General features: G+C 72.0%; 11 protein-coding genes. 3 read left to right on the plus strand and 8 right to left on the minus strand.

Annotation, left to right across the window (positions count from 1 at the left end; genetic code table 11):
• Positions 1–15: 15 nt before the first annotated feature.
• Both icmF and AB3388_RS09140 read left to right on the plus strand, forming a co-directional pair.
• On the plus strand, positions 16–3,258 hold the full coding sequence (gene icmF, locus AB3388_RS09135; RefSeq protein ID WP_495410446.1) for a fused isobutyryl-CoA mutase/GTPase IcmF: 3,243 nt from the start codon (positions 16–18) through the stop codon (positions 3,256–3,258).
• Positions 3,255–4,013, plus strand: coding sequence for a helical backbone metal receptor (locus AB3388_RS09140; RefSeq protein WP_495410447.1), 759 nt, complete (start codon positions 3,255–3,257; stop codon positions 4,011–4,013). Before icmF ends, AB3388_RS09140 begins: the two co-directional genes overlap by 4 nt.
• 22 nt (positions 4,014–4,035) lie before the next feature.
• On the opposite strand, the gene AB3388_RS09145 is transcribed toward AB3388_RS09140, so the two are convergent.
• Positions 4,036–4,290 carry a hypothetical protein gene (locus tag AB3388_RS09145; RefSeq protein ID WP_495410448.1) on the minus strand — a complete coding sequence of 85 codons (255 nt, stop codon included), beginning with the start codon at positions 4,288–4,290 and terminating at the stop codon, positions 4,036–4,038.
• A 216-nt stretch (positions 4,291–4,506) separates the two neighbouring features.
• On the opposite strand from AB3388_RS09145, the gene AB3388_RS09150 reads away from it, so the two are divergent.
• Positions 4,507–4,746 (plus strand): hypothetical protein, encoded by a 240-nt coding sequence (locus AB3388_RS09150; RefSeq protein ID WP_495410449.1) that lies wholly within the window; start codon positions 4,507–4,509, stop codon positions 4,744–4,746.
• A gap of 9 nt (positions 4,747–4,755) precedes the next feature.
• Here AB3388_RS09150 and cysN read toward each other — a convergent pair whose 3' ends face one another.
• The 7 genes from cysN to AB3388_RS09185 all read right to left on the minus strand — a co-directional run bounded on the left by cysN (position 4,756) and on the right by AB3388_RS09185 (position 14,913).
• Positions 4,756–6,657 carry a sulfate adenylyltransferase subunit CysN gene (gene cysN, locus AB3388_RS09155; protein WP_495410450.1) on the minus strand — a complete coding sequence of 634 codons (1,902 nt, stop codon included), beginning with the start codon at positions 6,655–6,657 and terminating at the stop codon, positions 4,756–4,758.
• Positions 6,657–7,562 carry a sulfate adenylyltransferase subunit CysD gene (gene cysD, locus AB3388_RS09160; protein WP_495410451.1) on the minus strand — a complete coding sequence of 302 codons (906 nt, stop codon included), beginning with the start codon at positions 7,560–7,562 and terminating at the stop codon, positions 6,657–6,659. Before cysD ends, cysN begins: the two co-directional genes overlap by 1 nt.
• Positions 7,559–8,548, minus strand: coding sequence for a sulfite exporter TauE/SafE family protein (locus tag AB3388_RS09165; protein ID WP_495410452.1), 990 nt, complete (start codon positions 8,546–8,548; stop codon positions 7,559–7,561). Before AB3388_RS09165 ends, cysD begins: the two co-directional genes overlap by 4 nt.
• 129 nt (positions 8,549–8,677) lie before the next feature.
• Positions 8,678–10,333: a fibronectin type III domain-containing protein gene (locus AB3388_RS09170; RefSeq protein ID WP_495410453.1), complete on the minus strand. Its 1,656-nt coding sequence runs from the start codon at positions 10,331–10,333 to the stop codon at positions 8,678–8,680.
• 147 nt (positions 10,334–10,480) lie between these two features.
• Positions 10,481–11,137, minus strand: coding sequence for a hypothetical protein (locus AB3388_RS09175; RefSeq protein ID WP_495410454.1), 657 nt, complete (start codon positions 11,135–11,137; stop codon positions 10,481–10,483).
• Positions 11,134–13,011: a multicopper oxidase domain-containing protein gene (locus AB3388_RS09180; RefSeq protein WP_495410455.1), complete on the minus strand. Its 1,878-nt coding sequence runs from the start codon at positions 13,009–13,011 to the stop codon at positions 11,134–11,136. Before AB3388_RS09180 ends, AB3388_RS09175 begins: the two co-directional genes overlap by 4 nt.
• 372 nt (positions 13,012–13,383) lie before the next feature.
• The gene (locus tag AB3388_RS09185; protein ID WP_495410456.1) at positions 13,384–14,913 is read right to left on the minus strand and encodes a glycosyl hydrolase family 28-related protein; all 1,530 of its coding nucleotides are present in this window, start codon (positions 14,911–14,913) and stop codon (positions 13,384–13,386) included.
• Positions 14,914–15,061 lie beyond the last annotated feature (148 nt).

Consider the following 15,061-nt stretch of genomic DNA (forward strand, 5'->3'; position numbering starts at 1 on the left):
TCGCCAGGGAGTGGCATGACCGGCGCGCCGTCCGACCTGCACGTCCCCGTCCACCCGGTCCGGTTCGTCACCGCTGCCAGCCTGTTCGACGGGCACGACGCCGCGATCAACGTCATGCGGCGGCTGCTGCAGGCGCAGGGCGCGGAGGTCATCCACCTCGGCCACGACCGCGGCGTCGACACGGTCGTGCGCGCGGCGATCGAGGAGGACGTCCAGGGCGTCGCGATCTCCTCCTACCAGGGCGGGCACGTCGAGTACTTCAGCTACCTGGTGGAGCGGCTGGCCGCGGCCGGCGCCGGCCACGTGCGGGTGTTCGGCGGCGGCGGGGGCGTCATCGTCCCCGAGGAGATCGCGCTGCTGCGCGAGCGCGGCGTCACGATCTTCTCGCCGGAGGACGGCCAGCGGCTCGGCCTGCCCGGGATGATCAACGAGCTGATCCGGGAGTGCGACGAGGACCTCACGCAGGAGCAGCCCGACGTCGAGGCGCTGCTCGCCGGCGACCCGGCCGCGCTGGCCCGGGCGGTCACCGTGCTCGAGTCGGGGCGCTCGCCGGAGCTGGCCGCCCGGCTGCGGGAGGCGGCCGCGGGTCGCACCGTGCCCGTGCTGGGCATCACCGGGACCGGCGGCTCGGGCAAGTCGTCGCTGACCGACGAGCTGCTGCGGCGGCTGCGGCTGGACCAGGAGGACAAGCTGCGGGTCGCCGTCCTGGCGATCGACCCGACCCGGCGGCGCGGCGGCGGCGCCCTGCTGGGCGACCGGATCCGGATGAACGCGCTGGAGACCGGCGACCGGGCCCGTACCTTCTTCCGCTCGCTGGCCACCCGCACCGCCGGTGCGCAGGTGCCCGAGCACCTCGACGACATCCTGTGCGCGGTCAAGGCCGCCGGGTTCGACCTGGTGGTCATCGAGACCCCGGGCATCGGCCAGGGCGACGCGGGCATCGTGCCGTTCTCCGACGTGGCGCTCTACGTGATGACGCCGGAGTTCGGCGCCGCGTCGCAGCTGGAGAAGATCGACATGCTCGATTTCGCCGACGTCGTGGCGATCAACAAGTACGAGCGCCGCGGGGCCGAGGACGCCCGCCGCGACGTCGCCCGCCAGCTGGTCCGCAACCGGCAGGAGTTCGGCGTCCCGTGGGACCGGATGCCGGTGTTCGGCACCAGCGCCGCGCGGTTCAACGACGACGGCGTCACCGCGCTCTACCAGCAGCTCAAGGACCTGCTGGTGGCCGCGGGGCTGCCGGCCGGGGCCGGCGTGCTGCCGCGGGTCGACGTCCGCGCCTCCTCCGGCCTCACCAGCGTCGTGCCGTCGGCGCGGTCGCGGTACCTGGCGGAGATCTCCGACGCCGTCCGCGGCTACCACCGGACGACGGAGGCGCAGGCCGACGTCGTGCACCGGCGGCAGTCGCTGCGCACCACGGCCGGGCTGCTCGGCGACGAGCCGGCCGCCGCCCGCGTGCGGGAGCTCGAGGGGCAGGCGCACGGCGAGCTGCTGCCCGAGGTGCGCGAGCTGCTGGAGTCCTGGCCGGCCCGGGTCGAGGACTACTCCGGCGACGAGTACGTCTACCGGGTGCGCGACAAGGAGATCCGCACGCCGCTGACCCGCGAGACCCTGTCGGGCAACAAGGTGCGCCGGGTGGCGCTGCCGCGGACCCGCGACGAGGGCGACCTGCTGCGCTTCCTGCGCCGGGAGAACCTGCCCGGCTTCTTCCCGTTCACCGCCGGGGTGTTCCCGTTCAAGCGGGAGGGCGAGGCGCCGGCGCGGATGTTCGCCGGCGAGGGCGACGCCTTCCGCACCAACCGCCGCTTCACGCTGCTCTCCGAGGGCGGCGAGGCGACCCGCCTGTCGACGGCGTTCGACTCGGTGACCCTCTACGGCCGCAACCCGGACCTGCGGCCGGACATCTACGGCAAGGTCGGCACCTCGGGCGTCTCGATCGCGACCCTCGACGACATGAAGGTGCTCTACGGCGGGTTCGACCTCTGCTCGCCGTCCACCTCGGTGTCGATGACGATCAACGGCCCGGCGCCGGCGATCCTCGCGATGTTCCTCAACACCGCGATCGACCAGCGCCTCGACGCCTTCCGCGCCGACGAGGGCCGGGAGCCCGACGCGGCCGAGGCCGAGGAGATCCGGGCCTGGGTGCTGGCCAACGTCCGGGGCACGGTGCAGGCCGACATCCTCAAGGAGGACCAGGGCCAGAACACCTGCATCTTCTCCACCGAGTTCGCGCTGCGGGCGATGGGCGACATCCAGCAGTGGTTCATCGATCACAAGGTGCGCAACTTCTACTCGGTCTCGATCTCCGGCTACCACATCGCCGAGGCCGGGGCGAACCCGATCAGCCAGCTGGCGTTCACGCTGGCCAACGGCTTCACCTACGTCGAGTCCTACCTGGCCCGCGGCATGGACATCGACGACTTCGCGCCGAACCTGTCCTTCTTCTTCTCCAACGGCATGGACGCCGAGTACTCGGTGATCGGCCGGGTGGCCCGGCGCATCTGGGCCGTCGCCATGAAGGAGAAGTACGGGGCGGGGGAGCGGTCGCAGAAGCTGAAGTACCACGTGCAGACGTCGGGGCGGTCGCTGCACGCCCAGGAGATGGACTTCAACGACATCCGGACGACGCTGCAGGCGCTCTGCGCGATCTACGACAACGCCAACAGCCTGCACACCAACGCCTACGACGAGGCGGTGACCACGCCCAGCGCGCAGTCGGTGCGCCGGGCGCTGGCCATCCAGATGATCATCGACAAGGAGTGGGGCCTGGCGGGCAACGAGAACCCGCTGCAGGGCTCGTACATCATCGACGAGCTCACCGACCTGGTCGAAGAGGCGGTGCTGGCGGAGTTCGACCGCATCGCCGAACGGGGCGGCGTCCTCGGCGCGATGGAGACCGGCTACCAGCGCGGCCGGATCCAGGACGAGTCGATGCTCTACGAGCACCGCAAGCACGACGGCAGCCTGCCGATCGTCGGCGTCAACACCTTCCTCGCCCCGAGCCGGGACGACGAGCCGCGGACGCTGGAGCTGGCCCGGGCGACCGAGGCGGAGAAGCAGTCGCAGCTCGACCGGCTGGCCGACTTCCACGCCCGGCACGCCGACGAGGCGCCGGCCGCGCTGGCCCGCCTGCAGCAGGTCGCGATGGAGGGCGGGAACGTCTTCACCGAGCTGATGAACGCCGTCCGGGTGTGCTCGCTGGGGCAGATCTCGGACGCGTTCTTCGAGGTCGGGGGCCAGTACCGCCGGAACGTGTGATCGACGACCTGGGCCACCAGGTCGTCCTCGACGGGCCGCCGCGGCGCGTCGTGTCCCTGGTGCCGTCGCTGACCGAGGCGCTCGCCGTCACGGTGCCCGAGCGGCTGGTGGGTGCCACCGACTGGTGCACCCACCCGGCCGGGCTGGACGTCGTCCGGGTCCGTGGCACGAAGAACCCCGACCGGGCGGCGATCGCCGACCTCGCTCCGGACCTCGTGGTGGCCAACCGCGAGGAGAACCGGCGCCTGGACGTCGAGCGGCTGCGGGCCGCCGGCGTGCCGGTCTGGGTGACCGTCATCGAGTCCGTGGACGAGGCGCTCGCCTCGATGCGCCGGCTGTTCGCCGACGTCCTCGGTGTCGGCGAGCCCGGCTGGCTGGCGACCGCGGCCGCCGACTGGGGCCGGCCGGCGCCGCGGCCGGAGCTGCGGGTCGCCGTCCCGATCTGGCGGGACCCCTGGATGGTGGTCGGCGCCCGCACGTTCACCGGCGACGTGCTGACCCGGCTCGGCCTGGTCAACGTCTTCGGCTCGGCGGAGGAGCGCTACCCGCGGGTGGAGCTCGACGAGCTGCAGGCGGCGGGGGCCGACCTGGTGCTGCTCCCGGACGAGCCCTACGTCTTCACCGCCGAGGACGGCCCGGAGGCGTTCCCCGACGTGCGCACCGTCCTGGTCTCCGGCCGGCAGCTGACCTGGTACGGCCCGTCCCTGGCGACCGCGCGGACGGACCTGCTGCGGCGGATCCGCGGCGACGGCTGAGGGGCAGGGACGCCGGCCGCCACTACCGGGCCAGGCGCAGCGCCGGGGCGGCGGGGCCGGGGCGGTCGGTGGCCGCCGCGCCTCCGGGCAGGAGGACGAGGGCGGGTCGGGCGCCGGCCGTGGGGGAGTCGCCGAGCCGGGACCGCAGGGAGGCGTTCGCGTAGTCGGCGGGCAGTGGGGTGCACTCGTCGCGGAGCTGCGGCGGGGCCGCGGGAGCGTCGGCGTCCTGGGCCAGGTGGACGTAGCGGATGCGGTCCGCGGGGTCGTACGTCCTCATCTCGTCCTCCGCCCTGTCCCCGGATCCGCCGGTGCGATCCGGACAGGAACAGCGTGGCCCCCGGGTACGACAGAAAGCAGACCCCGATGCGGGGCCGGGGGGCGCCCACAACTGGGGGTCCGCGCGCCGACGAACCGTCCGCGGCGTCCGGTCGTTGGGTGACCGAGCGTGGGATCCGGGTCAGAATCGGTTCTCGCACCGGCGTGAGGACTCCCGATGGACGACATGTCTGGCCGGCGTCCCGTGATGCCGCCCATCCCGCGCCGGGAGATCCGCTCGGCCCGCTTTCCCCAGGGGCTGCCGGACCGGTGCGACGACACGGTCGTCGAGGCGTTCGACGGCGCGTGGCTGCTGCTGGAGCAGACCGGCACCGGCTACCGGATCCTCGGCGTCGCGGAGGACTACGAGTCGGCCCGGGCCTGGCTGATCGCCCCCGAGGACGCACCGGAGTCCTGACCAGGGCGATCAGCGCAGGACGTGCATCGCCCGCAGCCGCGCCACGACCTCCTCCGCGGCCTGCTCCTGCGTCGTCGCGGTGGTGTCGATCCGGATCTCCGGGTGCTCGGGCGGCTCGTAGGGCGAGTCGATGCCGGTGAAGTTCGTCAGCTCGCCGCGGCGGGCCTTGCCGTAGAGGCCCTTGGTGTCGCGCTGCTCGGCGACGGCCGGCGGGGTGTCGACGAAGACCTCGCAGAACTCGCCCGGGCCGACCAGCTCGCGGGCCCGGCGGCGCTCGGCCCGGAACGGGGAGATGAACGAGACGAGCACGACCAGCCCGGCGTCGACCATCAGCCGGGAGACCTCCGCGACCCGGCGGATGTTCTCCACGCGGTCGGCCGGGGTGAAGCCGAGGTCCCTGCTCAGCCCGTGCCGCACGTTCTCGCCGTCCAGCAGCGTGGTGTGCACGCCCAGTGCGTGCAGCCGCTTCTCCACCAGGTTCGCGATGGAGGACTTGCCGGCGCCGGGGATGCCGGTGAACCAGACGACGCAGGGCCGGTGCCCCTTGAGCGCCGCGTGCGCCTCCTTGTTCACGTCCAGCGCCTGCCAGTGGACGTTCTGCGCGCGGCGCAGCGCGAAGTGCAGCATCCCGGCGCCGACGGTGGCGTCGGTGAGCCGGTCGACGAGGATGAACCCGCCGGTGTCCCGGTTCTCGGCATAGGGGTCGAAGGGGACCGGCCGGTCGAGGTTGAGGTTGCAGACGCCGATCTCGTTGAGCGCCAGGGTGCTCGCCGCGGCGTGCTCCAGCGTGTTGACGTCGACGCGGTACTTGGGCCGCCCGATGGAGACCGGCACGGTGGCCGTGCCGAGCTTGAGCAGGTAGGGGCGGCCGGGGAGCATCTCCTGCTCGGCCATCCAGACGACGTGCGCCTCGAACTGGTCGGCGGCGCCGGCCGGCGACCCCGCGGCACAGAGCAGATCGCCCCGGCTGACGTCGATCTCCTCGGCCAGCGTGACCGTCACGGCCTGCTCGGCGACCGCCTCGTCGAGGTCGCCGTCCATCGTGACGATCCGCGCGACGGTGCTCTCCTGGCCGGACGGGACCACCCGGACCCGGTCGCCGACGCGGACCCGGCCGCCCACGACGAGCCCCGCGAACCCGCGGAAGTCCAGGTTCGGCCGGTTCACCCACTGCACCGGCATCCGGAACGGCCCGTCCTGCGCGGAACGGCCCACCGGCAGCGTCTCCAGGCAGCCGATGAGCGTCGGCCCGTGGTACCAGGGCGTGCGCGGGCTCGGCCCGGTGATGTTGTCGCCGCGCAGGGCCGACATCGGGATGCACACGACGTCGGTCAGCCCGAGGCGGGCGGCGAACGCGCGGTAGTCGGCCTCGATGGACTCGAAGACCTGCTGCGAGTAGCCGACCAGGTCGAGCTTGTTGACCGCGACCACGACCTGCCGGATGCCGAGCAGCGAGACCAGGTAGCTGTGCCGGCGGGTCTGGGTCAGCACGCCCCTGCGCGCGTCGATGAGGATGACCGCCGCCTCGGCCGTCGACGCGCCGGTCACCATGTTGCGGGTGTACTGCTCGTGCCCGGGGGTGTCGGCGACGATGAACTTGCGCTTCTCGGTCGCGAAGAACCGGTAGGCGACGTCGATGGTGATGCCCTGCTCCCGCTCGGCGGTCAGGCCGTCGACCAGCAGCGCGAAGTCCAGCTCACCGCCCTGGGTGCCCACCTTCTTCGAGTCCGCCTCCAGCGCGGCCAGGTGGTCCTCGAACACCAGGTGCGACTCGTAGAGCAGCCGGCCGATCAGCGTGGACTTGCCGTCGTCGACGCTGCCGCAGGTGATGAACCGCAGCATGCTCTTGTGCTGGTGGGCGCGGAGGTACGCCTCGACGTCGGCGGCGATCAGAGGAGAGGGCGCGGTCATCAGAAGTAGCCCTCCTGCTTCTTCTTCTCCATCGAGCCGGTGGAGTCGTGGTCGATCACCCGGCCCTGCCGCTCCGACGTCGTGGTCAGCAGCATCTCCTGGATCACCGCGGGCAGGGTGTCGGCGGTGCTCTCCACCGCGCCGGACAGGGGGTAGCAGCCCAGGGTGCGGAACCGGACGCTGCGCAGCTGGGGCTCCTCGCCCGGGAACAGCGGCATCCGCTCGTCGTCGACCATGATCAGCGCGCCGTCCCGCTCGACGACCGGGCGGGGCGCGGCGAGGTACAGCGGCACGATCGGGATCTGCTCGAGCAGGATGTACTGCCAGACGTCGAGCTCGGTCCAGTTCGACAGCGGGAACACGCGGATGTTCTGGCCGTTGCCGTGCCGCACGTTGTAGGTGCGCCACAGCTCGGGACGCTGCTGCTTGGGGTCCCAGCGGTGCTGCGCCGTCCGGACGGAGAAGATGCGCTCCTTCGCCCGCGACTTCTCCTCGTCACGGCGGGCGCCGCCGAACGCGAGGTCGAAGCCCCACGCGTCCAGCGCCTGCTTGAGCCCCTGGGTCTTCCACATGTCGGTGTGCACGGCCGACCCGTGGGTGAACGGGTTGATGCCCAGCTCCAGACACTCCGGGTTCTGGTGCACGAGCAGCTCGAGGCCCAGCCGCGTGGCCGTCTTGTCCCGGAACTCGTACATGTCGCGGAACTTCCACGTGGTGTCCACGTGCAGCAGCGGGAACGGCGGGGGAGACGGGTGGAACGCCTTGCGGGCCAGGTGCAGCATCACCGAGCTGTCCTTGCCGATCGAGTAGAGCATCACCGGGCGCTCGCTCTCGGCGACCGCCTCCCGCAGGATGTGGATGCTCTCGGCCTCCAGCCGCTGCAGGTGGGTCAGCGTGTCGGTCACGGCCACTCTCCTCGGGAACCGGCACCCGGCTGGGGCTCGGCGATCGGGCCGGGGGGCTGCCGGAGCCGGCGCTGCCAGGCGCGCGGCGGTTCCCCCATGCGGGTGCGCAGCCAGACCCAGGCGATCGAACCGGCGGCCACCGCCGTGCCGACGATCGCGAGGACCAGGCCGGTCGGGACGCCGAGCAGCTTGAGCCCCGACGCGAACAGCACGACCGCGAGCGCCCTGCGGACCAGGCCGCCGCGCGATCGGGAGGACAGCCGCGCGCCCAGCCAGACCCCCGGGATCGCCCCCACCAGGACGCTCACGGTCAGGCCCAGCGTGAAGTCGCCGAACAGAAGATGCCCCACGGAGGCGGCCGCGACCAGGGGCACGGCCTGGACCAGGTCGGTGCCGACCAGCTGCCCGGCCCGGAGCGCCGGGTAGAGCAGCAGCAGCGCGACGATCATCAGCGATCCGGCGCCGACCGAGGTCATGCCCACTACCAGCCCGCCGCCGAGGCCGACCAGCACGGTGGTGAGCCGGCGCACCCGCACCGTGGCGAGCGCCTGCTCGGGCTCGGGCTGCCCGCCCGCCCGGCGCAGGCGCTGCCGCAGCAGCAGGTTGAGGTAGGCCTTGGCGACCATGCCGGCCGACGCCAGGACGAGGACGCCGCCGAGCACGAGCAGCAGGACCTCGGTGAGCTGCTCGCCGGAGCCGAGCGCGCGCAGCAGGAGCACGCCGCAGAAGGCGCCGGGGACCGAGCCCACGCACAGCCAGCGGACCAGCCCCAGGTGCACCGTGCCCCGCCGCAGGTGCACGAGCCCACCGATCGGCTTCATGAAGAAGCTGGCGACGACGTCGCTGGACACCGCCGCCAGCGGGTCGACGCCGAAGAACATGATGAGGACGGGCGTCATCAGCGCGCCGCCGCCCATGCCGGTCAAGCCCACGACGATGCCCACGAACAGGCCGGCGGTCGCGACCGCCGGATCGCAACAGTCCATCGGTCCCCCGGGAGGGAAAGCTCGTGGGGACGCCGACCTTAGGCCCCGGCCGGGCGATCGGCATCCGCGAAACGGGCCGAGGGCCCGCCACCGGTCGGTGGCGGGCCCTCGGGGTTCAGCCGGTGCGGGTCACGCCGGCGGCGCGACCGGGGTGATCTGCAGCGGATCGGACGACGGGCCCGCGCCGGAGCTGTTCACCGCTCGGACCCGGACCGTGTACCGGGTGCCGTTGAGCAGTTCGGCCACCGTCGCCTGCAGGGTGTCCGGGGTGGCCGTCGCCCGGAAGACCACGCCGGCCGGGTCGACCGCGGTCACCAGGTAGCGCAGCAGCGGCGACGTGCCGGTGCTGGTCGGCGCGACCCAGCTGACGGCGATCTGGCCGTTCCCAGCCGTGGCCTGGACACCGGTCGGGGCGCCGGGCAGCGAGGCCGGATCCGGCGGGGTGTCGCCGGTCCCGGTGCCCGGCGTGGCCGGGCCGGACAGGATGGTCACCGGGAGGGTGGCCGTGGTGCCTGCGCCATCCTTGACCGTCACCGTGGCCGGCGGGGCGAGCACGGGGGTGCTCACCGGCGCGGCCGAGGTCAGCTTCACCGCGGCACCGGCGGCGTTCTTGAGGCCCACGACCTCGAGGGGGTAGGTGGCCGGTGCGATGGCCGTGGCCGACACGGTGAGGTTCGTGCCGTCGTACGTGGCCTGGCTCACCGTGACGCCGCTGATCTTGTAGGTCTTCGAGCTGACCGGGCTGTCCCCGGTGTTGCGGACGACGACCTCCGTGGGGAGGGCCGCGCCGGCCTGCAGCGGGACGCGCGCGTAGAACCGGTCGCTGCCGGGGTCGGTCTTCATCGGGGTGGTGGGGAAGCGCCCGTCCTGACCGGCGACCTCGAGCTGGCTGCCCTTGCTGGTGGCGAACACGTCCAGGAAGCCACCGTTGACGGCGGCCCGGTCGACGGTCAGGCCGGTGTTGGTCGCGATCTTGCCGGTGATGCTGAACAGGTCGGTGGTGCCCTGCTGGTTCGCCCCGAGCCAGACGGTCATCCGGTTGAAGTTGGTCGGGCTGCCGATGACGCGGTGCAGGACGTCGGGGTCGCCCAGGTAGCCCGCCGGCGCGGCCGGCGTCACGGCCGGGTTCCACCGCAGGAACGGGCCGAAGTTCCCGGTCTTCACGAGGTCGAAGTTGCCGACCGAGACGCCGATGTCCTCCACCAGGCGGCCGCGGCCGTCGGCTTCGGTGTCGACGGTCATCTCACCGAAGGGGTGCTTGATGCGGTACGTCGAGCTGGCCGCCCCGTCCCGGATGTCCACCCGGGCCCGGGCGAAGACGATCTGGTCGCCCGCCGCCGGGTTGCCGATGGAGAAGGTGGCCTCCAGGCCCAGGGTGAGCTTGGCCGTGCCGCCACCGGTCAGCGGCAGGTCGGCCGCGACCAGCTGGTAGAAGGACTCGCCGGGGAAGTTGCCCGGGAACGAGATCGGCGCCGAGGGGTTGGGCGCGTCGGCCGGGAGCAGGCCGCAGAGCGGGTTGTTCACGTCGAAGCATGGCGCCACCCGCCGTCCGGCGCTGTCCTCGTACCAGGCCGGGAAGCCGTTCGCGGGGTCCACCGGTCCGGCCTGCACCAGGCCGCCCGGGTTCTTCACCGTGACCTCCTGCGCCGCCACCGGCGACGTGGCCAGGCCCAACGGCAGCAGCAGCGCGGCCAGGAGCAGCACCAGCAGCCGTCGACGGCGCAGGAGCGGGACGTGCCGCCGGTCCGCGGAGCTCGCGGTCCGGCGTCGGATCAGGTCTGGCATCGGATTCTCCGGACTATTCGTTGGCCTCCGTGGCAACCGCGAGGGCGGCTGTACCGAGGACATTCGTGGAGGTGGAAGCGGTGGGGCAGCCGCGCGTGGGGGTGGCTCGGCCGCCCAATCCGTGGGGGTCAGCGGTGCTGACAGCTGTCAGCCGAGGACGCCGGTGAACCACAGCGCCCAGGCGAGCCCCCCGAGGGCGAGCAGTCCGTTGACCGTGCGCCGCCGCCACCGGGCCGGCTGGAGCGCGGTGAGCGCGGCGATCAGGAGCGCCTCGGCGGCGACGGTCGCGGGGCCGAGGAGCCCCGGCGCGTGCCGGGCCGGCGCGACCTCGCCGGCCATGGCGACCGGACCCGACCGGATGGCGATGCCCGTCGAGTAGTCGACCCCGGTCACGGGATCGATCCCCGGGTCGTGCCTGAGCCCGCCGTGCCCGGCGTGCCCACCGGCGCCGTCCGTGATCGCGAAGGCGTCGAGCAGGTTGGTCGTGTAGGCCACGACGTAGAGACCGATCAGCGCCACGGTGCCGACGAGGGCCAGGGTCACCAGCCGGCGGTCCGGCCGGAAGCCCGTCCAGCTGGTCATGAGCAGCCAGCCGGCCAGGCCGAGCTGGGCGGCCGCCGTGAGCAGGAAGAAGCCGACCGCCAGCTCCCCGGCGCCCAGGTGGTCGACCGCCACGGCGACGTGCAGCCCGCCCGCGGCCCCGGCGCCGAGCGCGCCGACCCGCAGCCACCGGGCCAGGGGAGTCCCGGTCTCGGCCCCCGGAGCGGACGTCGTCCGCTCCGGGGTGATCACCGAGGCAGTCACGCCGTACCGCCGGAGGTGGTCGTCGTGGTGCTGGTGGTCTCGGACGTCGTCGTCGCGGTGCTCGTGCTCTCGGAAGCAACGGGCTCGGCAGCAGCAGGCGGGATGGGCCGGACGTCCGCCGGCAGCTCCCCGGTCAGCTCCGGAGCCGGCAGCGGCTGCGGCGGCGCGGCGTTGATCGAGTCGCAGTCGATGTCGTGATGCCCCACCTGGTACTGGAACATCATGTCGTGGTCCTCGTGCGAGAGGTTGTGGCAGTGGATCATGTAGCGCCCGTCCTCGTGCTCGAAGCGCATGAGCAGGCGGACGGTCTCGTTCTCGCCGACGTAGACGACGTCCTTCGGGCCCTTCTCCTCCGGCCGCGGCGGCTGGCCGTTGCGGCTGAGGACCTTGAAGTCGATCAGGTGGATGTGCAGCGGGTGGAACCAGCCGCCCGAGTCGTTCGTCACGTCCCAGATCTCGATGGCGTCGCGCGCGGGGTTGGCGAAGACGTACTCGTACTTGGACTGGACGACGTCGTCCCAGGTCAGGTCGTTGATCTTCCACATGCTGTTGCTGCGGTGCAGTCGCATGCTTCGGACCGCGGACCGGTCGGCGGCCTTGAGCGCCATGACCGGGTGCCCGGGGCCAAGGGCGCTGGGCCACTGGTTGCCGTCGAAGCTCGTGACACCCTTGCCGACCTCGAACTGCATCACCTTGCCGGTGTGGTCGAAGTCCCGGGCGTTGGCGACGCCGTCGTTGAGCAGCTGGACCTTGGCGCCCTTCAGCGGCGCGAAGTCCGCGATGATCTCGTAGCGCTCGGCCATGCCGATCGTGAGGGTGGTGACCTCCTGCGCGGTCTGCATGAAGCCGCCGTCGGTGGCGATCACCTTGAACGGCATGTTGTTGCTGAACCGGAGCTTGAAGCCGCGCGCGAGCGTGCCGTTGAGGATCCGGAACCGGTACTTGCGCGGCTCGACCTTCATGTTCGGCCACGGCACCCCGTTGACCAGGATCACGTCGCCGTAGACGCCGGACTGGCTGCTGTCGTCGAACAGCAGCTGGCCCTCCGCGGTGAACGCGACGTTGCCGAGGATGAGCGGGAACTCGTACTGCGGCTTACCCGCCGCGGCCTTGTCCCGGTCCCAGCGGGGGATGCCGAGCGCCTTCTCCAGCTCCTCGTCCACGAGGTGGTACTGGGCGGCCAGGCCCATGTAGACGTTCTCGGCGGTGTGGTGGACGCCGTGATCGTGGTACCAGAGGGTCCGCGGGGTGCAGTTGTTCGGGTACTGGTAGTGCTTCCACTCGCCCGGGTTGGTCAGGTCGGCGGCGTACCCGTCGTACTGCGGCTTGGACGGCGACCCGTGCAGGTGCAGGGAGGTCCACGGGATGTAGCCGAGCGTCGGGTGGCGCTTGGGGAGTTCGTTGGCGACCTGGATGACGGCCCGCCGGGGGATCTTCTGGCCCGGGTTCGCCGGGTCGGGCTGCAGGTAGGTCCGGATGGTGGGGCCCGGGACCGAGCGGTTGTAGCCCCACATCTTGGTCCAGATGCCCGGGATGAGCTGGACCTGGACGTTGCCTTCCGTGATCCGGTAGTAGTCGGTGCCCAGGTATTCGCTGCCCCGGATCGGCTCGCCCGGCTTGTGGCCGCCGTCGGCCGGGGGAACGAAGTCGTCGGGGACATATCCGTAGACGTCGCTGCGGATGTCATCCCTGTGGACCGGCTCCAGAACGGCCGGCGCCTTGAAATTCTGCGTGAATGGCGTCGGCATTTGGCTCGCCGGCAGTTGGGACGCCGTCGCGGCCTTCAAGACCGCCGACACGGGAAGGGCCATTGCCGCCGTTCCCGCCGCCGAGATCTTGAGAACGTCACGTCGCGACAAACTGGGCGTTTCCATCCACCTGCTCCCTCGAGCGAATCCCCGTACTGACTAGGCAAAAGACTGCTGACAGCGGACTCACAGTCACAGCCGAAGCAGGGGGGAGGAGGGATCCCAAAATTGGGGGGAGCAGACGGCGGCGGACCCCTTCGTCTCACCGACGGCGACCGGTTGCTACCGCTGCGTAGATGCAGGTGGGAGAGCTGCTGGTTGCTTCTTGCAACCGTTTGCAGACGCAACCAATGGCGCGGTCGACGGCGATCGCAGGGCGGCGCAGGAATCAGTGGTCCGGGAATGCCGGAACATCGGCATGAATCGATTTAACCGATACACCGGAATTCCCGACATGCGGAATGGACCGTCAATTCTCGGAGTGACTCGGCTCCGGGGTCAGCCGCGGTTGTTCTGGATGGTCGTGCCGGAGGCGCTGTTGGTGATCTTCGTGGCGTTGGTCAGGCCGGTGAAGTCGTTGCCCTCGATGACCACTCCGCTGCAGGCCGCCGACACCCGGACCGCGCGGGCGGTCGTCGCCCCGGCGGCCTGCCGGAAGGTGGAGCCGGCCACCCGGGCCCCCTTCGCGCCGACCAGGTCGACCCCCCAGAACCCGTTCCCGATCTCGGTGAACTGGCACTGCTCCACGGAGAAGTTCGTCACCGGTGCGGTCGGCCCGGCCACGAGCAGCCGCTTGCCGGGAGCACCCGTGAAGGTCGACCGGACCATCCGCACGGTGTCGGCCTGCTCGACCACCGCGAGGACGTTCACCGTGCCGGACGGCTTGGCGAAGGTGCAGGTGTCGAACGTGATCCCGCTGATGTTGGGGCCGCCGATGCGCAGGACGCTGTTGACCGGCCGGGTGATGCTCGTGCGGAGGAACGTCACGTCGCGGACGGCGCCGCGGGAGGTCGGGTCGGTCTGGATGCGGATCTCCTGCGTTCCCGCGTCGGCGGCCCGCGCCATGTCGACGGAGCAGTCGGTGAACGTCACCCGCTGGATCGCGCCGCTGCTGTGCGTGTTCTTGACGACGATGCCCCGGTTGGTGCCCGCCCCGCGGCAGTTGGTGAAGGAGCAGTCGCTGACCGAGGCGGTCATGCCGCCGTCCCCGCTGGTCCACTCGAGCAGGGCGACCATGAACCGGCTGACCGTGCTGGTGCCGGTGCAGCCGACGAAGCTGCCCCGGGTGATGCTCATGTCGAACAGCAGCGCGGCCGGGTCGCCGATGGGCACGAACTGCAGGCAGTCGTCGCCGGACTGGACGTCGCAGTCGGTGGCGAGGAAATCCGCGCCGCCGATCACCCGGATGCCGCCGGTGCCGGTGGCCGCCGCGCTGTTCCGGATGCGCACCTTGTCCATGCGGCCCCGATCGCCGGCGTACATCACCGCCTGCCCGCCGGCGTAGGTGTCGATGGTGAGGTCCTGCAGCAGGACGTCGTTGCCGTACAGGGCGACGATCACCCCGGTCCTGGTCTGGTTCCGCGCGCCGATCGTCCCGGGGCCGGTGATGCGCACGCCGTCGGACCGCACGGCGAAGTCCTTGTTCCGCAGGAAGGCGTTCGCGAGGCCGGGGGCCGCCGCCCAGTCCTTGAGCAGCCGCGCGCCGCTGCCCAGCTGCAGCTGCGCGCCGGCCGGCAGGAGCAGGCTGCGGGTGCAGCGGTAGGTGCCCGACGGGAACACGCCCACGCCGGCCTGCTGCGCGGTCGCGTCGATGAGCCGCTGCACGGCAGCGGTGTCGTCGGTGGTGCCGTTGCCGGTGGCGCCGAAGTCCTTGGCGTTGAGGGTCGTCGCCGCCGGCGCCTCGGCAGGGAAGAGCCAGTCGACCAGCGGGACGACGGCCAGCCCGGCCCCGCCGACGCGGAGCACCGTGCGGCGGCTGACCAGCGAGGCGGCCGCCCGCGGGGGGTCGGCGTGCGGTTCGTCGTGCATCGGAGACCTCCCCGTGGCGCACCGGCTGGCAGCTGCGCGGGGCCGGCCGCCGCCGTGGCTGGGCGGGGGGCGGACCCGACGGCAGCCTGGGCCGGGCGCCGTGCGGGTCAGGATGACGCCGAACCCCGACCCTGACCAGTGGACCGGC

This window comes from Geodermatophilus sp. SMS 5-13 (assembly GCF_059428245.1).

Excerpts from the sequence above, each read along its gene's own strand:
- icmF (WP_495410446.1), top strand. The coding sequence starts at position 16 with ATGACCGGCGCGCCGTCCGACCTGCACGTCCCCGTCCACCCGGTCCGG.
- AB3388_RS09145 (WP_495410448.1), bottom strand. The coding sequence starts at position 4,290 with ATGAGGACGTACGACCCCGCGGACCGCATCCGCTACGTCCACCTGGCC.
- AB3388_RS09150 (WP_495410449.1), top strand. The coding sequence starts at position 4,507 with ATGGACGACATGTCTGGCCGGCGTCCCGTGATGCCGCCCATCCCGCGC.
- cysN (WP_495410450.1), bottom strand. The coding sequence starts at position 6,657 with ATGACCGCGCCCTCTCCTCTGATCGCCGCCGACGTCGAGGCGTACCTC.
- AB3388_RS09165 (WP_495410452.1), bottom strand. The coding sequence starts at position 8,548 with ATGGACTGTTGCGATCCGGCGGTCGCGACCGCCGGCCTGTTCGTGGGC.
- AB3388_RS09170 (WP_495410453.1), bottom strand. The coding sequence starts at position 10,333 with ATGCCAGACCTGATCCGACGCCGGACCGCGAGCTCCGCGGACCGGCGG.
- AB3388_RS09180 (WP_495410455.1), bottom strand. The coding sequence starts at position 13,011 with ATGGAAACGCCCAGTTTGTCGCGACGTGACGTTCTCAAGATCTCGGCG.
- AB3388_RS09185 (WP_495410456.1), bottom strand. The coding sequence starts at position 14,913 with ATGCACGACGAACCGCACGCCGACCCCCCGCGGGCGGCCGCCTCGCTG.